Below are 22544 nucleotides of genomic sequence, written 5' to 3'. Positions count from 1 at the left end.
AGAGGTCCGGGTTGCAAGCAAGAAATCAACCGCCCAAATGCAGATAGACACGGCGGTTCATGCGACCTTTCTTCTCGATCTTGCCCAGGCGCAGGGTGCCGATTTCACCGGTGCGCGCCACGTGGGTTCCACCGCAAGGTTGCAGGTCGATCCAGTCGTCCTCCTCGCCAATCCGCACAAGTCGGATATCGCCCCCTCCGCGCGGAGGTTGGACGGCCATTGTCTTGACCAGCTCAGGTGCCGCATCCAGCTCTGCTCGGGTGATCCAGCCATCACCCACCCGCGCGTCCATCTCAATATAACTGTTCATTGTGTCTTCTAGACCAGCGCGATCTTCGGGGGCATCCGGCATGTCGAAATCCAGCCGCCCGTGCGACGCTGAAATCGCCCCGCCCGTCACCCCGAAAGGCATCACCACCGACAACAGATGCAGGGCTGTGTGCACCCGCATGTGACGGTGACGTCGGTCCCAATCCAGCTCTTGCGTGACACGTGCTCCCAGCGGCGGCAGCGCCAAAGGTTCAGACGGAACCAGCACAATATTCCCTTGGTCATTGCGCACTGCCGTGGCGATCGGCAGGGTTTGACCTTGCCAATGCAGCACACCGCTGTCGCCAGGCTGCCCACCACCCGTAGGATAGAACAAGCTGCGATCCAGAACGACGCCACCTTCGGCCGTAATCTCTTCAACACGTGCATCAGCCTGACGCACATAGGCGTCGTCTAAGTAAAGCGGCTTGGTCATCAATCGTCCTTGGGCTTGTCTGATTTGGGTGGTGATGCCTGCATCTCTCTGCCGGGGCGCAGCATTTCAGGGTTGCGCAGCCACAGGTCGCGCTGAGCAAAGGGTATTTCAATGCCTTCGGCAGCAAAGCGTTCTGCGATGACGTGGTTAACGTTGTTGCGCACAACCATCGTCCAATTCACGTCTCTTAGGTACATCCGCAATTCAAATTCCAGCGCATCAGCGCCGAAGTTCACGAAAAACACATTGGACGGTGGGTTGGCCAAGACCATCGGTTGTTCCGAGGCGATCTCAGTCAGAATGTCATTCACCAACCGTGTGTCCGTCCCGTATGCCACGCCAACAGCAATAATAACCCGCCCTACCGTGTTGCCTCGGGTATAGTTGGTCACCGTCCCCGTAATCAGATCTGCGTTGGGAACAATCACGTCTGTTCGATCGAAAGTCTCAATTCGGGTAGACCGCACCGAGATGTCGCGCACATAGCCCATCTGCCCGCCAACTTCGATCCAGTCACCTTCTGAAATGGGCCGCTCAATCAAAAGGATGATCCCAGAAACAAAATTCGACACCACATTTTGCAGGCCAAAGCCGATACCAACCGACAAGGCACCGGCAACATAAGCCAAGGCGCTCAGGTCGAGCCCTGCCCCTGTGATCGCCACCAGCCCAGCAAGGAACAGGCCAACATACCCCAGCCCAGACACAATCGCGTTTTGCCCACCGATATCCATTTTCGTCTTGGGCAGCACGGAACCCCGTAGCGTGCTTTGCAAAAGACGAGTCAGCCCATAGCCGATGGCAAAGATTACAGCAAAGCTCAGGAATACTTTCGGTGAAATTTGCGATCCACCAACCTCAACTCCACGAAGGAAGGTCACCCAAGCCTCAGAGAGGTCGTCCACGCCGGCGCCCCAGATGAGCGCCACGAGCGGGATTGCCGCAAGGCTTAGTAAAAAGCCAAAGAAAACGGGCATCAGCGTATCGCGGGCCTTCACGCCCAGCCCTGTGACTGCGCCATAAACATCAGCGCTGAACCGCTGGAGCACCATCAACAACCCAAGCAGTATACCCGTCATGACAAAGGGCGGCACGAATGCTTGGACCGCCGTGGCATAGCCCGCCGCTTGGAGCAGTGGCGCGATGACCGCAACCAAAAGTGCGGCCGAGCCATAACCCCGAACAACCCGGATCCGCGTACCTGCGCTTGCAGAGCCATCCTCGTCGGACGTCAGTTCTACGCCATATCCGCGTAGCAGCTGTCCCAGACGGTAAAGCACGAGGCTCATCAAGATCGTAATTGGAAAGGTTAAAACAGTGATGCTGGTGGCTGAAGCATTGTCCAGTTTCAACAATTCCACCAAGCAGGCCAGCACGATGATCAAGATAGTAATGGCTGTGATACACATGCGCGCGTGTTTACGGCCATGCCCGCTGAGCAAGATTAGCGCTTCGTCATCATCGCGTGAAAAAACGCGTTCAGACACCCAGCGAAATCCAAGTATCACGCCGCCTATTAAAGGAATAATTGAGATCAGCGTGGTTGATCTGGGCCCAAGCACGGTACTTTGTTGCAAGGCATAAACCAGCAACCAAAGACCAATAAGTGGCAACGCAATCCGTAAAAGCGAGACCAAGAAACGCCAGACGCCAATGTCGCGCACACCAAGCTGCTGCAGGCTGCCGACAATGTGCACAGCCCACGCCCGACCACGCGCAACCAATAGGACACCTAAAAAGATCGAGCCCAATACCAGCGGCAGCTTACCGCGCCACCCCAAGCCGCTCTCTTCAAAATTTAGACGATCCTCTTTCCAAACGCCGCGCACCGCATTTCCCAAAGCCGTGAGTGCAGGCCCCCAATGCTTGGGGTTCAAGGGCGACGCGATAACCGACACCAGCTGATCGGCTTTGCGTTCGCGTTGTATCGAGTCGATTTGCCCCACAATACCATTTGCGCGGGTAAACCCAGCTTCCGCGACCTGCACCGGGACCAAAAGCACGGCCAGCCGGCGCCTCAGATCTTCGCGCTTTTCTGTAATCTCGGTGGCTTCCGATACGCTTGCCCCATCAGCTGGGGGATCGCCAAGCGCCGCGATTTGCTGACGCAGTGACACAATCTGCGCACCGTTTGTTCTGCGAGCCGATTCAAAATAAGCGCGGTGCTTGACGACCTGCGCCCGCAGATCAAACAATGCTCTATCGCTAATGGAAGAATCTTCGACTGCGGCTTCCGAAAGCTCAGCAATGCTTTGCCACATTGCTGGATTAACGTCCCTTTGCTCTTGCGCAAAGGCAGCCCCCGCAAGCATGCCCCACAAGAGCGCAAACGTAACTGAAACGCTAATCGCAAAAGGGCGCAGCATAAGGCGGGTCATACGTCTTCGAACACGCCAGGAATGCTTGCAGGTGCGCGTTCAAGCCAGCTTGGTGTCGGCAGGCCCTTTTCGCGCAGGAACTCGGGGTTAAACAGCTTGGACTGATAGCGCGTGCCGAAATCGCATAGGATCGTCACAATCGTATGCCCAGGCCCCATGTCGCGCGCCATACGGACGGCGCCTGCGACATTCACCCCTGAAGACGCACCCAGGCACAGCCCCTCATGCTGCAAAAGGTCAAACACAACCGGCAGCGCTTCGCTGTCGGGGATATTATAGCTGAAATCGGGTTTCAGACCTTCAAGGTTCTTGGTGATGCGGATCTGCCCGATGCCCTCCGCAATGGAGGAGCCGTCCGAGGCAAGCTCGCCGGTCGTGTAATAGCTGTGAAGGGCCGCACCATCGGGATCCGCAAGGCCGATCTTAACGCCCTTGGGCTGGAGTGCCATCGCCATGCCAGCCAGTGTTCCACCAGAGCCTACGGCGCAGATGAAACCATCCACATTACCACCGGTCTGCTCCCAAATCTCAGGGCCAGTGGTTTCCACATGGGCCTGACGGTTGGCGACATTGTCAAACTGATTGGCCCAAATCACCCCTTCGTTGGTCGAGCGCGCCAGTTCATGCGCCAAACGCTCGGAATAGCGCACAAAGTTGTTGGGGTTGCGGTAGGGCGCTGCGGGCACCTGCACCAGTTCAGCGCCGGCCAACCGCAACATGTCTTTCTTTTCCTGGCTCTGCGTCTCAGGAATAACAATTACTGTTTTGAACCCCATTGAGGCCCCGACCAGCGCAAGGCCAATCCCGGTGTTACCAGCTGTTCCTTCGACGATTGTGCCGCCAGGTTTCAGCGTGCCCTTCGCGATCGCATCTTTAATGATATAGAGTGCCGCGCGGTCCTTAACCGATTGGCCGGGGTTCATGAATTCGGCTTTGCCATAGATCTCGCACCCGGTCTCTTCGCTGGCCTTACGCAAACGAATGAGCGGTGTGTTCCCGACGGCTGCTTCTAGATCGCGTGCTACTTGCATTTTGGCCCCCAAATCATGTTGCCCTATGATGTAGCGGTGCTCCCCTCAGACCTCAAGCGTTCCCGGTGCTGCGCCAGCCAATAGCCCGCCAAAACAAGCGGCGAATTTGCGACTTGTAGCGTATCACACAGGGTCATGAACGCGTCAAAAGACATAATATGCGAGCGGATATCCTCGTCTTCTGACGCAAGGCCACCTACCCCGGCCACGTCGTCAGGCAAATCCGCAATGCCCACGAAAATGTGAAAGAACTCGGTCGAATTGCCGGGCGAGGCATAACATTCCGCTACCGACTCTAACTTGCCCAAGGCGACGCCTGCTTCTTCCTCGGCTTCACGGCGTGCGGCCTCTTGTGGGGTCTCTCCGGGATCAATGCGCCCTGCGATGGGCTCAAGCTGCCAACAGGCCACGTCACCGCGCACAATCGGCCCCACACGCACCTGTTCCACCATCATCACCCGGTCACGCACCGGATCGTAAGGGAGCACGAGTGCGGCATCCACAGGCACAAAGACGGACCGTTTCAATGCCGGTGACATCGTCCCATCAAAGCGTTCAAACTGCAGGTTCATCTCATCCAGTGCAAAAAAATCTGAATAAACGCGAGCATGGTCCGTCAATGTGACCTTGCCGTGCAACGTCCCTGCCCCGTGGCGGGCATCTGCCGCCAGAACCCGCGCCCAAGCGCGCGTGCGGATCGGCCCAAAAATCTCGGCAACTTCTTCCCGGCTGCGTGTGCCTCGGTACCCCATGACCTCGCGCGCGGCGTGGCAACTCATTGCGCCCCAGTTGCGCTCCCAAACCTCAAGCGACCAAGGCTCTGTCGCGGTCCAACGCCCAGCTGGGGACATATAAACCTGCGCGGTTCCGCCTTCTTCCAGCGGCAAATCCACCAGATCATAGTCAAAGCCACCTTCGTAATAATCCAACCGCGCGATGTCTTCGGCACTGAGGCCTGCAACAACAAGGCCAACCGCCCGTCCACCAGATTTGGAAATCAACGTCGGAAACGGGCCTTCGGCAACGGCGCAGACCTGATGATCTGGCAAATGGGTCGTCGTTAGCTCAAGCTCAGCAGCCGACCGCCCAAGCACAATTTCCAAAAGCGGCACATGCCGCAGCGACCCATAGAAAAAGAGACGGCTCACGGCACTCAGCGCCATTTACCTTCAGCGTATTCCGTCAAAAGACCGCTGATCAACGCACCGATCAAAAACGTAACCCCAATAGGCACCGTCAACATGATCAAGCCGTATTCAGCGCCAATCTCAAAGATCGCGGTCAGGGCTTCAAATGCGTCTTTGTACCTGTTGCGCATGGCAAGGCGGAACATCTCATAGGTCGCCTGAACGCCAAGGCCCCACAAGATCAGTACAAAAACGCCCGTCAGGCCGTTGTTTATTCCCTGAACAGTGCCGCGCCCAGCACGAGGTCCCATCACAAACCACCCCGCAAGAAGCCCAAGACCCATATTGAGCCAGGTGAACCTTCCAAAGCTCGTACTTTCTGGCATGAGCGGCTTGACCTGCTCAGACAGCACCAAGGCCACAATTGCTAAGCAGATTGCGGCCATCAATCGGGCGGCTGTGGGCATTGGTGTGGCTCCTATCGCGGTGACTACAGTGGCTTACGCACCGTAATCTGCGTCACGTCACAATTTCCACTCTCAAATGTCGCCGCGCAAGAAGTGAGGTAAAAATTCCACATGCGTCGAAACCGGTCATCAAAGCCCATTGCCGCAACTTGGTCCCATTTTTCGTTAAACGTTTCATGCCAGCGGCGCAGCGTGATGTCGTAGCTTTTGCCAAATTCGATGGAACGCACAACAGCCAACCCGGCCTTTTCAATCTGACCACGCAGCACGCTGGGACTGGGCAGCATACCGCCCGGAAAGATGTATTTTTGGATGAAATCGACGCCACGCTTATAGATGTGCCACCGGCGGTCCGCGACTGTGATAATCTGAAGCGTCGCTGTTTTCCCCGGCTTCAACCGTTCGCGCACGGTCTCGAAATATGCGGGCCAGTATTGTTCGCCCACGGCTTCAAACATTTCGATGCTGGCGATGCCATCATAGGTTCCCAGTTCGTCGCGGTAGTCCTGCAATTTGAATTCAACAAGATCGGAAAGACCAGCTTTATCAATGCGTTCCTGAGCGTACTTAAACTGCTCTTCGCTGATTGTAAGACACGTCACCTTCAACCCCCGTTCGCCTGCGGCATATTCGGCAAACCCGCCCCAGCCACAACCAATTTCAAGTACATGATCCCCGGGCTGCGCGCCCATTTCATCAACCATGGATTTGTACTTTGCCGTTTGAGCAGCCTCCATGCTTTGCTGCGGATCGCTGAACAGCGCACTGGAATAAGTCATCGTATCATCAAGCCATAACCCGTAAAAATCATTGCCCAGATCATAATGATAGCTGATGTTTTTGAGGGCCTGCGCTTTGTTGTTGCGCTGCAGCCAAAAGCGGAACCGCTCATAGCCACGCACCAACGCCATGCCGGGAAAGCCGTCGTAAATATTCTCATTAGCCTCTGCGTGGATGAAATCCATAAAGGCTTGCAAATCAGGTGTGCTCCACCAGCCATCAAGGTAGGCGTCACAAAATCCTAGATCGCCTTCACGGATCATGCGGGCAAAAAGATCATCATTGTGCACGCGAATCTCAGCGACAACACCGGCTTCTGCCCCTTCGGCCCGAAAGGTACGCCCGTCAGGCAGCACAAAATCAATCCGTCCTTGATGAAGGTCCTTGGCCGTCGCCAATACTCGGGAAAAATAGCGCGGCAATCCAGTCTGGCCTTCGGTGCTCGTCAAGATCATTACGGCGTCCCTTCTAGCGTTTCTCCCGTGGCGGTAAATCTCTTTCCCAGCACGGCACAATTAACAATAATTAATATAGTACTTCAAAAGTCGCGATTTTTATAGGCGTCCAAGGCACGCAACCGGCCCACATCCAACGCCACGATCGGCTCATGGGGATAGTCATTATCCGGACTGAGTGCCCATTCAAGCGGGACCGCGTCGAAAAAGGCCAATGCATCTTTGTGCGGTTGCGCGCGCCCTTCGGCGATCCAACGAGAAGTATAATCGCGGTTTTTGTCGAATTTGTCGAGTTGGGTCACCGGATTGAAGACCCGGAAGTAGGGCGTGGCATCAGGCCCCGACCCTGCCGACCACTGCCAGCCCATCGCATTGCTGGCCGGATCCCAGTCAATCAGACACTCTTCGAACCATTTCTGACCAATGCGCCAATGACACATCAAATGCTTGGTCAAATAGCTCGCGACGATCATCCGTCCGCGGTTGTGCATCCGGCCCGTGACATAGAGCTCCCGCATGGCAGCATCGACAAAAGGGATACCAGTGCGTCCCCCTTTCCATGCCTTAACTTCGGCGCTGTCTTGATCTTCTTTCCAGGGAAAGGCTTGCCATTCTTCGCGCCAATTCGAATTCAAGATACGCGGCGTATGGTGCATCAGATGATACGCGAACTCTCGCCAAACAAGTTCCTTTAGGAATATCTCAGCACCTTGTTTGCCCTCTTCCATGGCGCGGCGGCCTGCGTGCCAGCATTGATGCGCAGATATTTCACCTAGCGCCAGATTTTCGCTGAGGTTTGAGGTGCCATCGGTGCCCGGCAAATCGCGGGTGGCCTTATAATCGGCCACAATGTTGCCGATGAACGCCGCCAACCGCGCCTGCGCCGCCTGTTCGCCCAGCCGAACGAAGGGCCGGACCACCTCCGCGCCACGGTTCATAGCCGCAGCCATGTGCCAATCGCTGAGGTCTTCGGACGCGGGCCATTCAGATGGCGGCCTAATCTCACTTGGTGCAGACCGAGGCGCATCCACGCCAACGTTCTTAACCGAATTCCAAAACGGCGTGTAAACCTTGTAATAACCGCCCGTTTTCGTCTGAACCGTCCACGGCTCAAACATCAGATGCCCGCCAAAGGATTTAGCATCAACCCCATCAAATTTCAGTGTTTCTTTGACTGATGTATCGCGCGCAACCGCACTGGGGTCATACAGCCGCGACCAATAGACCGCCCCTGCTCCTGTCTCTTTGATCAAGGTCCGCAAGACATCCAGTGCATCGCCACGCCGCAAGATCAGCTGGCTCCCTTTGTCCGCGAGCGCCTTTGCAAAGGCTTCAATCCCTAACCCCAGTCGAAATTTAGGCGCAGCAGCCAGTGCTTCTGCCTCATCGTCTAGGATAAACACCGGGATCACCGGGCGGCCAGATGCGCAAGCATGGCTAAGTGCCGCGTGATCGCTCAGCCGCAAGTCACGGCGAAACCACATCAGGACTGGGGATGTTTCGGACAAATCAAAGATACCTTTTTTAACACACTGTTAAGCGAGGTAGGCCGTGCACCGTGCGATCAAGGGAGAGACCTCACAAAACTGCATCCAAAGCGCCCAAAAGCTGATCTATTTCGGCCTGCGAAGTGTAATGCGTGAAACTAAGCCGCAAAACACCCTGATCGGGGTCCACGCCCATGGCACTAAGCGCGCGCATTGCATAGAAATCACCGCCCCCCGCCATGATGCCGTGATCAACCAACTCACGTGCGACGTCCTCGCCCGGACGGTTGAGCGCAAGCGCAACGGTTGGTGCGCGCCCTGCGGCCTCGCTTGGCCCAATCAACCGCACCGCGTTGCGCCCTTTGACTGCATCCAGCAGCTGCTGCAACAACCCGGTTTCGTGGGTGCGCATCAGGTCATGAACCACCTTGCCCCGGCCAGCGGCATCCGCGTCGCCCCCACCGTGATGGGCATAAAGCGCGTCGATATAATCTGCCATTCCCGCACACGCCGCCACCTGAGCATGATCAGGTCCCGCAGGCGTAAACCGCTTATAAAGGCTATTGCCGTTGAAATAGTGCCCTTGGTTCGGCAACAGCTCTGCCAGCGGGCGCCGGACCACCATCAAACCTTGATGCGGGCCAAAAGTTTTGTACGATGAAAAGAGGTAAATGTCGGGGCCAAGGTCGCCCACATCCACAAAACCATGCGGTGCATAAGACACACCGTCCACACACACAAACGCACCTGCGGCATGCGCAAGAGCGGTGATCTGTGTGACTGGATTGATCTCGCCCACCACGTTGGAGCAATGGGGGAAGCAGACCAGCCGCACTTTATCGTCGAGCAGCTCTTCGAGCGCGTCCGTATCAAGGTGGCCTGTGGCGGGATCAACCTGCCATTCACGCACCTCAATTCCGCGCTCGGCCAACCTGCGCCATGGCCCGCTGTTGGCCTCGTGATCTTGATTGGTCACCACAATCGCTTCGCCGGGCTGCAACATCTGGCCAAAGGCCTGCGCCAGCACATAGGTGTTCTGCGTGGTCGATGGCCCAAAGCTTAGCTCATCGTCGTCAACTCCAAGGATTGCAGCCATACGGGTTCGCGCCTCGTCCATCTCTTCGCCACCAAGGGTGCTGGCAGCATAGGCCGCATAAGGCTGCACTTTGCGTTGGGTGTAAAAACGATGCAGGCGGTCAACAACCGCACCACAGGCATAGGACCCGCCAGCATTCTCAAAAAACGCCTGACCCTGCAGCGTGGGTTCCGCAAACGCTGGAAACTGGCTGCGTACAAATTCAATGTCTAACTTCATAAACGCACCCTACGACAAAGGCCCCGATGCGCAAGCATCGGGGCCTTTGAATTCTTCTTTTTGGATCGGTTTATTCAGCAGGCATCGCTGCTGCCGCGGCATCATCAACCGTCACAGATGTGACACCAGCGGCTTCACGACGACCGTCGTTAAAGATCGCTTTGATCAACGATATTGCCATCAACACCATCACAAAGGAGAACGGCAGCGCGCCGATCACCATCGCGGTCTGAATGGCACCTGTACCACCTGACATTAGCAGCCCACCGACCACTAGCGCCAATGCAGCACCCCAGAACAGGATATGCGGACGTGCCTTTGGACCTTCATCACCCGCCGCGTTGATCGTGTTAACGATCAAAACCGCAGAGTCAGCAGACGTCACAAGGAAAGTCATCAACAAGACAACGATCAGCAACGTCATGCCCCATGAAAGCGCCTCAGAAATCGGTGCAAGCATGTAGTTGGTCATGGCAAAGATTTTATCGCTATTGGCCACACCAAAGATCGCACCATCAGCGCCACCGTTCAGTTCAAGGTCAATGGCGGTGCCACCGGCCCATGAGAACCAAACAAAGCACATCAATGCGGGCACGAGCATTGCACCCAACACGAATTCACGGATTGTCCGCCCACGCGAGATGCGTGCAAGGAACAGGCCAACGAACGGTGCAAAAGCGATCCACCAAGCCCAGTAAAACACGGGCCACCAGCCCTGCCACTGCGCCAATTTGAACGCTTCGGAGTCTGCAACGCCATCGGATTTGAAGACGTTAAAGCTCATGGATGGCAATGCGATCAGATAATCCCAGATACCAATGAACATCGCCTGCGCGCCGAACCATGTCGCCCCAAAGATGATGAAAAAGCTCAGCAAGATAATCGACAACACCATGTTGATGTTTGACAGCCATTTGATGCCTTTGCCGACACCAGACAGCGCCGACAGAGTGGAGGCACCCATGATTATCACAAGAGCAATGATGATACCGAATGTAGTAGAATTGCCTGCAATGCTTTCGCCTGCTGCATTCACTGCATCAGCGCCAGAAACGAGGCCACCAAAGCCAATACGGGTCAAGCCAGCCAAGAACTGCTCAACACCAAAGCCAAGCGTTTGCGCCACGCCCAGAATGGTAGCCACAACCGCAACGATGTCGATCAAGTGACCCAAAGGACCCGAAAGAGCTTTGCCAAACAACGGCGTCAAACCCGAGCGGATTGTCAGTGGCAAACCACGACGATAGCTAAAGAACGCAAGCGACAGGCCTGCGATCGCATAACACGCCCAAGCGCCCAGTCCCCAGTGCAGGAACGACCATTTGTAGGCCATGCGAACGTTGTCCGCTGTGCCACCCGTCGTCATGCCTTGGATGGTTTCAGGGTTGGACCCAAAATGTGCGACCGGTTCGGCCACAGCAAAGGTCAGCATGCCGACACCGATACCGGCACCAAACATCATCGAGAACCAAGAGAAGTTGGAAAACTCGGGCTTGTCGCCTTCGCCACCAAGGTTAAGACGCCCCGCAGTCGGCCAGATCGCAAGGCCAAGACACACGATCACAAATGCCGCAACGACCCAGATGTACCAAGCCGCAAAATTTGCAAGAATAACGCTGTTCCAGTTGCCAAGAACACCACCAGCCTGCGTGGGCCAAAAGATGCACCAGACCACAAGCACGGAGATTATGACCTTACTGATTACAGTGACGTTAATGCTAAAGCCTCGATAGAAGCCCACATCCGCTGTCTTGATCGGTAGATCAGATAGAGGGGGTTGAAGTGCCATTAATTTTTGTCCCTATTGTTTTTTATTAGTCGCTAATCCTAACTTGTTTCCTACACCAAACAAGGAAAAACCCAGCGCGACTGGAACATTTTGTCGCACCTGATCACGGCTCATTATTGGGATGCCGGCATAAAAAAACCGCCCATGCCACGGGGACACGGACGGTTTCAAAGATTCAACCGCTTCAGGCGTTAACGTCTACGACCACGCGGCCCTTGATCTGACCTTTTAGGATATCTCGGCCCAGCTGCGGCAAATCCGACAATGTAGCGGGCTGCACCATCGCCTCGAGTTTGTCCATCGGCAGGTCCTTAGCGATACGTCCCCAAGCGCGGACACGGTTTTCGTAAGGCTGCATCACGCTGTCGATCCCCAAAAGGTTCACACCGCGCAGCAGGAATGGGATCACGGTCGCGGGCAAATTGGCACCACCAGCAAGACCAACGGCGGCAACAGAAGCACCGTATTCCATTTGGCCAAGGACCCGCGCCAGCATCTCGCCGCCCACTGCGTCAACACAACCGCCCCACGCTTCGGCTTCAAGCGGCCGTTTGATGGTTTCGTTGATCTCTTCGCGGGCAACAATTTGTGTGGCTCCCAAAGATTTCAGGTAATCCGCCGTTTCAGGCCGCCCCGTCACAGCAGCAACATCGTGGCCCAACGCTGCCAACAGAGCTACTGCAACCGATCCAACGCCGCCCGCTGCACCACAAACCAGAACCGGACCTTGCTTGATGCCGTGGTCCTCTAGCGCCATCACCGACAGCATCGCGGTAAAGCCGGCCGTACCCACAGCCATAGCCTGACGTGCATCCAGACCTGCGGGCAGCGGCACCAACCAGTCAGCCTTAACGCGCGCTTTTTGGGAATATCCGCCCCAATGCGCTTCGCCAACACGCCAGCCGGTCAACACGACCTTGTCGCCTGGCTTGTAGCGCGCATCATCAGAGGCCTCGACCGTCCCTGCAAAATCGATCCCCGGAATATGCGGGTAATTCCGAACCAACCCGCCGCCTGGCCCAATGCACAAACCGTCTTTGTAATTTACCGTCGAATACTCAACCGCAACCGTCACATCACCTGCAGGAAGCTGATCTTCACTGATCTGCGTCACCGCCGCATGGGTTTTGCCCTCATCATCCTTGGTCACCACCAATGCATCAAACATATTTGTCTCCATTCCGGGCATTTCGCCCTGCTCTTTATTCAAAAAATTCAGTCGAAGGCCCCGACATTGCGCGTGGCGTTAAAGCCAAAAGTCCTCGCGCACTATTGCATCGCGCAAGCCGTCCGGTGTTTCGACTTGCAGGTGCGTCCCGGGATCCCAGTGGGTCATACGCACCATGCCCATCGCCACATTCGTCCCAAAGTCAGGCGACCATGCCGCCGAGGTCACCTGCCCCACACGCTTGTCACCTGCCTTGATTGACCACGCCCGATCAGAACCTGGCACTTTGCCGCCAGCAATCTCAATCGCGCGGATTTGCTGAACAGGGCCTTCCTTGGCCACGCGCAACAGCGCATCGCGGCCAATACACCCGATAGCAGTTTGGGTGTCGCAAAACCGACCCAGGCCGCATTCATGGGGTGTGTTATCGTCGGTCATGTCATTGCCATAACTCAGCAACCCGCCTTCGATCCGCTCAATCATGTTTGGACAGCCCGCGCGCACATCCTTCGATTTGCCCGCTTCCATCAGCGCATGCCACAGCGGCATCGCCAAATCGGACCCTTCGACATAAATCTCAAAACCACCCTGCTTGGAATATCCAGATCTTGCCACGGCCAAGGACCGTCCCTGGAAATCAAACATGCCAAAGCGGAAGAATTTGATGTCGCGAACGCCATCGCCGAAGATTGCGGCCACCAGATCTTCGGCCTGAGGGCCTTGAACGGCAAGTGGGCTCACGTCAGGTTCATCTACCAGCACATCCAGCCGGTAACCATTGGCGATCCCTTTGACCCACAACAATAAATCCGAGTCTGCGATGGAAATCCACCACCGGTCTTCAGCCAACTTTACTGCAACAGGATCGTTCAACATGCCGCCCGTCTCATCAACGATGGGCACATAGAAACACCGCCCCGGCAGCATCCCGCGTAGGTCACGCGGGGTCAGCATTTGCATCAGTCGTGCAGCATCGGGGCCGCGCAACTCAACTTGGCGTTCACAAGACACGTCCCAAACCTGCACAGCAGACTTGAGGTGGTGGTAGTCTTCTTCTGGACTTCGAAAGACGGAAGCCAGCAGCATCCGGTTATAGACCGTGTATGCCTTAACACCGGCGGCTTCGACGCCATCAGAAAAAGGAGTACGCCGCACCCGGCGTGAAGGAGAAATCAACGACATTATACGTCCTCCGACATCATAAAGAGATCGCTCACCGGCGGGGTCATTCCCGCTTGGGACAGCATGGCATGCAGCTGACCGCGGTGGTGGGTCTGATGGTTAAACATATGCGCCACACAAACGGCCATGGGCCGGGTCACATCACGCGCCAAGGCGTCTGAATGCCACGATAGGTCGCCGCTCAGATCAACATTTCGCAAGGTTTCCGACCAAATGCGCATGCGCCCATCAAGCCGAAATCTTTTTGTATCCCACACGTCCAGATCGGGCGTGAAGGCAATGCTGTCGGGAATGCCCACATCTGGCGCTGGCACATCACTGCACCAGCGGCTCATCCAGATTGTATCGCCCCACAGAAGATGGTTCAGAGTGCCAAAGATCGATCCGAAAAAAGCCCCACGATCTTTATGCAACTCCGCCGCATCTGCGACTTTAACAAGGTCGCGTAATTGACTGTTTTGCCAAGCATTATAGCGCGCCATCATGCTGACATAACGCTTGTCGATCACGCAACAGGACCTTTCCAGTCAATCGGGCAAATCTCAGCTGATTTTCCGCCGAAATCCCAAATGCGGCCATAATCGCGCACCCGGCTTTTGAGGCCCTTTGCTGCAATGATGTCAGGACCCATCCAGTATTTCGAATTGCTGACCATCACAGGGTGGTCTTCCGACTTACCAGCGATCATCTCGATCTCGCCTTGGATTTTGCGACCAATCTGGATGGAGCGTTTACGGCCATCGCATACGATTTCTACGGGTGCACGTTCTGCCCCGATGATCTCTGAGACCAGCATCGTAAACAGGCCCGTCGTGCCCCCAGCAGCACCTGAGAATATCTGCAGGATGCCGTTATAGGCTTTGCCGGTGGCGCGTTCGTCCACGTAGGCCGCAACTTTCCAATTTCCCTCGCCCATACGGCCCGGAATATCGACCAACAGCCCGACATTAAGCCCGGCAAGGTCTTCACCCTCATAATGGCCTTCATCAATGGCGATCGCCATCCACGCGTGGCAATGCCCCTCTGTGGGAGGGTGCGCGCCCAAGGACACAACGCAGGGACAGAACACTGTGCACGAACAATTGAGGAATAGTTCCCCTTTGATCGCCCAGTTCGTCGGCGTCGCCTCGCGGCGTTTTGGGTTTGGCATGCGGCTGTCAATCCGCTGTGAAATCGGCAGCTTATCCGCGTCCGGTCGCTTGTTCGTAGCCATCTTATCCTCCCGTTAGCATGGGCCAGCCTGCCACGACGAAAGCGCCGAGGATCAGGGAAAAACCCATTGGTTTTGTTACGTAATGTCCAATTTGTGGTAGTTTTTCCAACACCATAAACAGTGTCGCAAGACCCATCCAAGCAAGGTTCATCACCCCGCCTGCAAATCCCAACGCCATAAAGCCCCAGCAGCAGCCGACACAAAAGGCCCCAAGGCCCAAACCCATGCGCAGCCCGCCACCAAATCCAGTGCGCCAATGGCCCAAGAAATACATCCCAGGCGCGTGACAAACCCCGTGGCACAGCTCCTTGGCGCGGGTGAATTGAAAAAGCCCAACGGCCAAAAGCAATGCCACAGCAAACCAGCGCGACCGCGCAATGCCCAGCATATCGATGACACCGCCAAACAGCAGCGCCAGTTGCAGACCAGCCAGAGCCATCGCAAATACGACCCAAACCGCGAAATACCCTGTGACCACACCCAGCCAACCAACACGTGTCCCGTTTGCGGAGTCCATCAGGTCTTCATAGGCGCGCAAAGTCGGCACCAGCGTTGGCAGCATCATCGCCGCCATCATCAGCGCCCACATTCCTGCCAACGGCCCGAATCGCGCCATCGGCATGTCCATATCCATGTGCGGATCCATCGCTGCCATCGCACGGCCCATTGCATCTGGGCGACCCAGCAAATCAAGGCCCATTTGCCCGCTCATCTGCGCCATCATGACCCACGCAAAGAGGATCAGGCCGAAAAAGCCTAACCAGAATGTGGAGCGTAAAAGATGTGGCATGAGAGGCCTCGCGAACGGTTCTTGCTTTTTTAATGTCAGACATTTAGATATTTGCCAAACATTAAATGTAAGACATATGAAAATTGACCCACAAAGCCCCGCTGATCTGTCGGCCCAGATCGCCAGTGCGATACGCGATGAGATCGTTGAAGGCCGTTTGATTGTCGATGCACGCTTGCCGTCTGAGGCAGAGCTTGCCGATCATTTTGCCGTCTCGCGCCCCACGGTCCGCGAGGCGCTCAAACGTTTGGCTGCGCAATCACTTATCCGCACGCAACGCGGCGCGTCTGGTGGGGCATTCGTGAACAGGCTCAGCTTTGAAGAAGCTTATGCCCAGCAAGTCACTACTTCGACGTTGCTCCTTTCGATGAATGCGGTGAGTTTTGGGACCGCCTGCGAAGCGCGCTATGCGCTTGAAAGGGCCTGTGCGCCCCTGTCCGCTGCGCGCCGCAGCGCGGACCATTTGGCCACCATGCGTGCCGAAATTCACCGCCAGCAACAGCCCGGCCTGACGGACGAAGCATTTTGCGCCTCTGACGTGACATTCCACCGCGCCCTCGTTGATGCCGCTGGCAATCCGGTTCTGTCTTACCAACTCGCCGGTGCGGTTGAGGCAATGCAGCCCCTCATGAACATGATCACCTTTACCGCCCGCGACCGCAGCGCCATCGTGGCATTTCATGTGGCCATCGCAGATGCGGCTGAAGAACACGCCGGCGACAAGGTCGCGCAGGGCCTCAGCGCGCTTGAAGACGAAACCCAAAGCCTCGCCCGCAGCGTTTTTGCCGCCCGGGCTGAACGCTAGATCGTCCGCTTGGGCATCACAGACGTTTTGAGGATGCCGTACCACGGGGCAGATTTCCAAACACCCCATGTTCATTGCCCCCACCTATGGCTGCAGCTAGGTTAACTCAATGCACTCAATCGAGACCTTTCTTGCCAGCTATGGCCTTGTCGCCGTTTTTCTCGGTTGCTTCTTAGAGGGCGAAACCGCGGCGATTGCTGGGGGTGTCATGGCCCAGCACGGATTATTTCCGGTTTGGCAGGTCGCGACCGTTGCGTTCACAGCCGCATTTACCACTGACTTTGGTATTTTCATTCTGGCCCGCCGTTACCGCACCCATGCATGGGTGGTGCGCCAAATGGCGCGCACAACAATGAAGCGGGCTCTTTTGGGGGTCAACGCAAAGCCACACGTGTTGGCGAGCCTTTTTCGCTTTATTCCCGGCATGCGCATCGTGGGGCCAACTGTGCTGGCGCAATCGCGGATCGGCACCGCCCGGTTTGCGGCCCATGCCGCCGTTTCAGCAGCGGTTTGGGCATGGTTTTACGTCTATCTAGGTGAAGCCATCTCAATACTATTCGCCCGTATTTTTGGCGATCTAACTTTAACCCAGCAAGTCTTGATCGCCTCCGGGGTCGCCCTTTTGCTTGGCGGCAGCATCGCCATATGGCACCGCCGCAACAAGCTTCGGCCACGCCCATAGGCGGAATGCACCAATTGCAGCAAACACCGATCAGCCAATTGAAATCCCACGCCAGATGCCCTATCTAGAAGATGTCCTTCGGGACTATGGACATAAACGCGCTCGTCATAAGCGGATCGGACCCGGGGGCGGTACCCGGCGTCTCCACCAAATATCCTTCATTTGAGGATCATGGGGACGAAATAGGATCGACGAACGTCTAAAGGGGTTGCTTTGTTTCGGCTGACTGCCACCGTTATCGGCGTAAAATGTACAATTGCAAATGACAATCGTGCTCCAATGGCGATGGCCGCGTAAGCGACCGGGACTATTGAAAATTAAGTCCTTGCGCTTAGCGGTGTAAGGCGGGGTTCGCAGGCACCTGGCAACAGAAGCCTGCACTTTAACCCACTAATTTCAAACACGTTTACCAATTGGTAGCTTCGCTGAGCGATGACTGTTCTATACACTCATGGTCAGGACCCCACCTATGCTCTCCAAGGTCGAAATCCTTGCAAAATGGTACCGCGAGGTTTGGGAAGACGGCAATCTGGACGTCATCGAAAGCTATTTCAACATCGCCGCGCGCGACCAACGTTTACTGCCTGGCTCCGATATTGAACCTAGCGAAATTCGCGAATGGGTCGGTGTGTTACGCGGCCTGGTCGACAACATCCAAGTCCGTACGATTCATTCCATAGAACAAGGCGATTGGCTCAGCGCCATTCTGGAGATTTCCTGCAGCAGGCGCAGCGACGGCGCACCGATCAAGGTCATCCAACAGATCATGTTGCGTTTTGACGGGGACAAAAAGGCTGAAACCTATCCCTTGTTCGACTTTCTCCAATTTTTTGAACAACTTGGCCTGCTACCCCACGACGTCCATGCACTATTGCTCGCGGGAACCAAGTTTGAATAATTTCATCGAAAAGGCGCAGCGTGATTGACCGCACGCCCTTTCGCGTGGCATGCATGATCCATGGGGACAGCGCGATCGCCCCGTGAGGCTCCGGCCCAAGTATCGCATCCTGTTCAAACAAAGGATGCTGCTATGCCTGCTCCCAATGAAATTACTGCTGCTCAACTTTTGCGCCGTATTGGCCTGCCCGATGCGCCCGTTCTGGTGGATATTTCCATCGATCCAGACTTTGAAGCGGATCCCTTCCTCATCCCCGGTGCCTTTCGGCATCCGCACACCGACATCCCCGGCCTTATCGAACGACTTGCCGGGCGGCCCGCTGTGGTGACCTGCCAGCAAGGCATCAAACTAAGCCAAGGCCTCACTGCATGGATGCGCAGCGAAGGCCTTGAGGTGGAATACCTAAAGGGCGGCAACTACGGTTGGCGCGATCTGGATGGGGCACCGCGTGTCCCCGCCTCAGCCCTGCCCGCACGCGTCGCCGGCAGCACGCTTTGGGTCACGCGCCATCGCCCCAAGATTGACCGGATCGCCTGCCCCTGGTTGATCCGCCGCTTTGTCGATCCCTCCGCTCGGTTCCTGTTTGTCTCGCCAGCCGAAGTCGAAGGCGTCGCGGCCCGCTATGAGGCCACACCCTTTGACATCGAAGGCGTATTTTGGTCCCACCGTGGCCCGCTTTGCAGCTTTGACGTGATGCTGGATGAATTTGGCCTCAGAACCCCTGCCCTCGACCGATTGTCCACCGTTGTGCGCGGCGCTGATACCAACGCCCATGATCTAGCCCCCGAAGCCGCGGGCCTGTTGGCCCTTTCGGTTGGTTTGTCACGGCAATACCGCGATGACACACAACAGCTTGAGGCCGGTATGGCGATGTATGACGCTTTGTACCGATGGGCGCGCGACGGCGCGGATGAAACCCATGACTGGCCTGCGGTCCGCGGCCAATGAACGCCCCTAGTTACCGCGAGATGGCCCGCATTTTCGGGCACATCGGGCTTTTGTCGTTTGGCGGGCCCGCGGCCCAGATCGCCTTGATGCACCGCGAATTGGTCGAAGAGCGCACCTGGCTTTCTGAGCAAACCTATTTGCGCGCACTCAGCCTGTGCATGTTGCTGCCGGGGCCAGAGGCGATGCAACTGGCGACTTATGCGGGTTGGCGCATGCGCGGCACCGTTGGTGGATTGTTGGCAGGACTTCTTTTTGTGGTGCCGGGCGCAATCATCATCGCCGCGCTGGCGCTGCTCTATGCGTCCTACGGACAATTGCCACTGGTGCAGGCGGCGTTTCTGGGAATCAAGGCCGCAGTAATCGTTGTGGTCTTTCAGGCCTTGCGCAAAGTTGCTGCCAAGGCGCTGCATGGCACTCAAGGGTGGCTCCTTGCGGGGTTCAGCTTTGTCGCGCTTTTCGTGTTTGGCCTTCCGTTCCCGCTTATTATCATTCTTGCTGGGCTGTGGGGCATGTTTACTGCAAATGCCGCCGCAGAACCCTTTGTGCCACCACCCGATACCAAAAGCCATTTCTGGCCGACACTCTTGATCTGGTCCGCCTTATGGTCGCTGCCTTTGCTGCTGGTCGCGGCGCTTGATAATCAATTCCTGCTGGAACTTGGCCTCTTTTTCTCAAAACTCGCAGTCGTGACGTTTGGCGGGGCCTATGCCGTTCTTGCCTATATGACCCAGACCGTCGTCAGCGATCTGGGTTGGATCACTACACAGCAGATGATCGACGCACTTGGCCTTGCAGAGACCACACCCGGTCCATTGATCCTTGTGACCGAATTTGTGGCCCTGCTCGCCGGGTTTGCGCAATCTGGCCTCACAGGGGCATTGGCGGCGGGCCTCTTGGCGCTTTGGGTGACTTTCACGCCGTGTTTTATGTGGATTTTCCTGGCCGGTCCTTATCTTGACCGGATTAGCGCACAGCCGCGTCTTGCCATGGCGTTGCAGGCCATCACCGCCGCTGTCGTTGGCGTAATCGCAAATCTCTCTGTTTGGTTCGCTCTTCATGTGATTTTCGCCGAGGTAAAAACCGGCGCATCTTGGGCCTTGCCCGTTCCCGTTTGGGCCAGTTTCGATCCAATTGCAGCAGCCCTCACACTACTGGCCGCAATCCTTATGCTGGGCGCTAAATTGGGCTTTGTGCGCGCAATGATGTTGCTTGCGGTCGCTGGGCTTGGATTGTCCGTTTTCTGATGTCTGCACCCCCTTTCCTTGCCGGTAGAATCCATTATGCTGCACCCAGTATTAATCGAGCGGAGAGCGCGATGACCCGCGGCATTGACTACGGCAATCTAATGTATGACGCGATGCGGGGGCTCCTGCATAAGGTCCTTCTGGACGTCGCGGCCAATGGTTTGCCCGGTGATCACCATTTTTTCATCACCTTTCAGACCAGCCACCCGGATGCCGAATTGGCAGATTGGCTGTCTGATCGCTACCCAGATGAAATGGTTGTGGTGATACAGCATGAGTTCGAAGACCTAAAAGTCACCGATGACGGTTTCTTTGTGACTGTTCGCTTTGGTGGCGCGCCCGAGACAATTTATGTGCCATATCGCGCGATCACGACGTTCGTAGATCCGTCCGTTGAACTGGGCCTACAATTCCAGCAGCGCGACGAAGAAATAGATGAAGCGGATACAGACACCGAACTGACCCAAACCGACGAAGCCGAGCTCGAAGTGGCTGATAGCGGCCCGCGTGACGCTGAAATCGTGTCATTGGACAGCTTCCGCAAGTAAACATCTTTCACCAAGTACATTGGCCTGCCCAATTGCTTTGGGCCTTGCGGGACGCTAAACCGCACGGCGACCCTTTTGCCACATCAGGAGCCGACATGGCCGATACCCGCACCGAAACAGACAGCTTTGGCCCGCTTGAGGTCCCTTCAGATAAATACTGGGGTGCGCAAACGCAGCGCTCCATCATCAACTTCCCGATCGGCTGGGAAAAACAGCCCATCGCCATCGTGCGCGCACTTGGTGTGATCAAACAAGCCTGTGCGCAGGCAAACATGGCCCAAGGATCTTTGGACGAGACACGCGGTAAAGCCATTGTAGAAGCTGCCAGCGAAGTTGTCGCCGGCAAGTTCGACGATAATTTTCCACTGGTCGTCTGGCAGACAGGGTCCGGGACACAATCGAACATGAACGCCAATGAGGTCATCGCCAACCGCGCGATTGAAATCCTGGGCGGCGTGATCGGGTCCAAGGACCCGGTGCACCCCAATGATCACTGCAACATGGGACAATCGTCAAACGATACGTTCCCCACCGCCATGCACATCGCCGCCGCGACAACAGCGCATACCGTGCTATTGCCTGGCCTGCAAAAACTACACGCGGCCCTGCAAGCCAAGGTTGAGGAATTCGACGGCATCATCAAGATTGGCCGCACCCACACCCAAGACGCCACGCCCCTTACGCTCAGCCAGGAATTCTCTGGCTACACCCATCAGGTCGCGATGGGCATTCAGCGTGTCAAAGACGCTTTGGGCCGTATTTATGAGTTGGCGCAGGGTGGCACAGCCGTCGGCACGGGCCTGAACACCCAAAAAGGTTGGGACGTGGCCGTCGCCCATAACATGGCACAGATCACCGGCCTGCCCTTTGTCACCGCGCCCAACAAGTTCGAAGCACTGGCAGCCCATGACGCGATGGTCGAAATTTCCGGTGCGTTGAAAACCGTTGCCGCTAGTCTTTTCAAGATCGCCAACGACATCCGCTTGCTGGGCTCCGGCCCCCGCTGCGGTTTGGGCGAATTGGTATTGCCAGAAAACGAGCCTGGCTCCTCGATCATGCCGGGCAAAGTTAACCCAACCCAATGCGAAGCGCTGACACAAGTATGTGCGCATGTGTTTGGCAATGATGCGGCCGTCGGGTTCGCAGGCAGCCAAGGCCACTTTGAGCTTAACGTCTATAAGCCAATGATGGCCTATAACGTCCTGCAATCTATGCAGCTTTTGGGTGATGCGTCTTCGACCTTCACCGATAATCTGATGGTCGGCCTCAAAGCAGACCCGGACCGGATCGAAAAGCTGATGCGCGAATCGTTAATGCTTGTCACCGCCCTCGCACCAGAGATCGGCTATGACAACGCGACTAAAGTCGCTAAGACGGCGCATAAGAACGGCACCACATTGAAAGAAGAGGCAATCGCCCTTGGCTTTGTGGATGCAGAAACCTTCGAGCGCGTTGTGCGTCCGGAAAATATGATCGGCCCAAAATAGGATGC

General features: G+C 56.2%; 21 protein-coding genes and 1 other RNA gene. 8 read left to right on the top strand and 14 right to left on the bottom strand.

Features of this window, described 5'->3' with window-relative positions:
• Positions 1–25: 25 nt before the first annotated feature.
• From C1J03_RS10740 to C1J03_RS10675, 14 genes are all read right to left on the bottom strand, one after another.
• Positions 26–745: an alanyl-tRNA editing protein gene (locus tag C1J03_RS10740; RefSeq protein ID WP_114886355.1), complete on the bottom strand. Its 720-nt coding sequence runs from the start codon at positions 743–745 to the stop codon at positions 26–28.
• Positions 745–3123 carry a DUF3772 domain-containing protein gene (locus tag C1J03_RS10735; RefSeq protein ID WP_114886353.1) on the bottom strand — a complete coding sequence of 793 codons (2379 nt, stop codon included), beginning with the start codon at positions 3121–3123 and terminating at the stop codon, positions 745–747. The genes C1J03_RS10740 and C1J03_RS10735 overlap by 1 nt, the downstream gene beginning before the upstream one ends.
• On the bottom strand, positions 3120–4154 hold the full coding sequence (locus C1J03_RS10730; protein ID WP_114886351.1) for a cysteine synthase A: 1035 nt from the start codon (positions 4152–4154) through the stop codon (positions 3120–3122). Before C1J03_RS10730 ends, C1J03_RS10735 begins: the two co-directional genes overlap by 4 nt.
• Positions 4155–4177: 23 nt before the next feature.
• Complete coding sequence (locus C1J03_RS10725; RefSeq protein WP_114888959.1) at positions 4178–5302, bottom strand: NUDIX domain-containing protein; 1125 nt, start codon at positions 5300–5302, stop codon at positions 4178–4180.
• A 5-nt stretch (positions 5303–5307) separates the two neighbouring features.
• Positions 5308–5748 carry a TrgA family protein gene (locus tag C1J03_RS10720; protein ID WP_114886349.1) on the bottom strand — a complete coding sequence of 147 codons (441 nt, stop codon included), beginning with the start codon at positions 5746–5748 and terminating at the stop codon, positions 5308–5310.
• 23 nt (positions 5749–5771) lie between these two features.
• A complete protein-coding gene (locus C1J03_RS10715; protein WP_114886347.1) occupies positions 5772–6983 on the bottom strand; it encodes an SAM-dependent methyltransferase in 1212 nt (403 codons plus the stop codon).
• 83 nt (positions 6984–7066) lie between these two features.
• Positions 7067–8491 (bottom strand): cryptochrome/photolyase family protein, encoded by a 1425-nt coding sequence (locus tag C1J03_RS10710; protein ID WP_174234457.1) that lies wholly within the window; start codon positions 8489–8491, stop codon positions 7067–7069.
• A gap of 70 nt (positions 8492–8561) precedes the next feature.
• Positions 8562–9785, bottom strand: a complete 1224-nt coding sequence (locus tag C1J03_RS10705) for an aminotransferase class V-fold PLP-dependent enzyme (RefSeq protein ID WP_114886343.1) — start codon at positions 9783–9785, stop codon at positions 8562–8564.
• 70 nt (positions 9786–9855) lie between these two features.
• A complete protein-coding gene (locus tag C1J03_RS10700) occupies positions 9856–11574 on the bottom strand; it encodes a BCCT family transporter (protein WP_114886342.1) in 1719 nt (572 codons plus the stop codon).
• A gap of 184 nt (positions 11575–11758) precedes the next feature.
• Entirely contained in the window at positions 11759–12742 is a 984-nt protein-coding gene (gene acuI, locus C1J03_RS10695; protein ID WP_114888958.1) for an acryloyl-CoA reductase, read from the bottom strand.
• Between the two features lie 78 nt (positions 12743–12820).
• A complete protein-coding gene (locus C1J03_RS10690) occupies positions 12821–13924 on the bottom strand; it encodes a dimethylsulfoniopropionate demethylase (protein ID WP_114886340.1) in 1104 nt (367 codons plus the stop codon).
• The gene (locus C1J03_RS10685; RefSeq protein ID WP_254694248.1) at positions 13924–14433 is read right to left on the bottom strand and encodes a DinB family protein; all 510 of its coding nucleotides are present in this window, start codon (positions 14431–14433) and stop codon (positions 13924–13926) included. Before C1J03_RS10685 ends, C1J03_RS10690 begins: the two co-directional genes overlap by 1 nt.
• Positions 14430–15137 carry a DUF1326 domain-containing protein gene (locus tag C1J03_RS10680; protein WP_114886338.1) on the bottom strand — a complete coding sequence of 236 codons (708 nt, stop codon included), beginning with the start codon at positions 15135–15137 and terminating at the stop codon, positions 14430–14432. The genes C1J03_RS10685 and C1J03_RS10680 overlap by 4 nt, the downstream gene beginning before the upstream one ends.
• A 1-nt stretch (position 15138) precedes the next feature.
• Positions 15139–15927, bottom strand: coding sequence for a DUF2182 domain-containing protein (locus C1J03_RS10675; protein ID WP_114886337.1), 789 nt, complete (start codon positions 15925–15927; stop codon positions 15139–15141).
• A gap of 76 nt (positions 15928–16003) precedes the next feature.
• Between C1J03_RS10675 and C1J03_RS10670 the strand changes: the two genes are divergently transcribed.
• The 8 genes from C1J03_RS10670 (at position 16004) to fumC (ending at position 22539) form a co-directional block, all read left to right on the top strand.
• Positions 16004–16732 (top strand): FadR/GntR family transcriptional regulator, encoded by a 729-nt coding sequence (locus tag C1J03_RS10670; protein ID WP_114886335.1) that lies wholly within the window; start codon positions 16004–16006, stop codon positions 16730–16732.
• A gap of 109 nt (positions 16733–16841) precedes the next feature.
• Positions 16842–17414 (top strand): DedA family protein, encoded by a 573-nt coding sequence (locus C1J03_RS10665; protein WP_114886333.1) that lies wholly within the window; start codon positions 16842–16844, stop codon positions 17412–17414.
• Between the two features lie 34 nt (positions 17415–17448).
• Positions 17449–17796: a transfer-messenger RNA gene (gene ssrA / locus C1J03_RS10660) on the top strand.
• A gap of 87 nt (positions 17797–17883) precedes the next feature.
• Entirely contained in the window at positions 17884–18312 is a 429-nt protein-coding gene (locus C1J03_RS10655) for an ester cyclase (protein ID WP_114886330.1), read from the top strand.
• Positions 18313–18444: 132 nt separating this feature from the next.
• Complete coding sequence (locus tag C1J03_RS10650; RefSeq protein ID WP_114886328.1) at positions 18445–19260, top strand: chromate resistance protein ChrB domain-containing protein; 816 nt, start codon at positions 18445–18447, stop codon at positions 19258–19260.
• Entirely contained in the window at positions 19257–20504 is a 1248-nt protein-coding gene (gene chrA, locus C1J03_RS10645; protein WP_114886326.1) for a chromate efflux transporter, read from the top strand. Before C1J03_RS10650 ends, chrA begins: the two co-directional genes overlap by 4 nt.
• Before the next feature lie 71 nt (positions 20505–20575).
• On the top strand, positions 20576–21052 hold the full coding sequence (locus C1J03_RS10640) for an SspB family protein (protein ID WP_114886324.1): 477 nt from the start codon (positions 20576–20578) through the stop codon (positions 21050–21052).
• A 95-nt stretch (positions 21053–21147) separates the two neighbouring features.
• Positions 21148–22539, top strand: coding sequence for a class II fumarate hydratase (fumC, locus tag C1J03_RS10635; protein WP_114886322.1), 1392 nt, complete (start codon positions 21148–21150; stop codon positions 22537–22539).
• Positions 22540–22544 lie beyond the last annotated feature (5 nt).

Source organism: Sulfitobacter sp. SK012 (assembly GCF_003352085.1).
Classification (GTDB): Bacteria; Pseudomonadota; Alphaproteobacteria; order Rhodobacterales; family Rhodobacteraceae; genus Sulfitobacter.
This window is presented reverse-complemented; position numbering and strand designations above follow the sequence as displayed.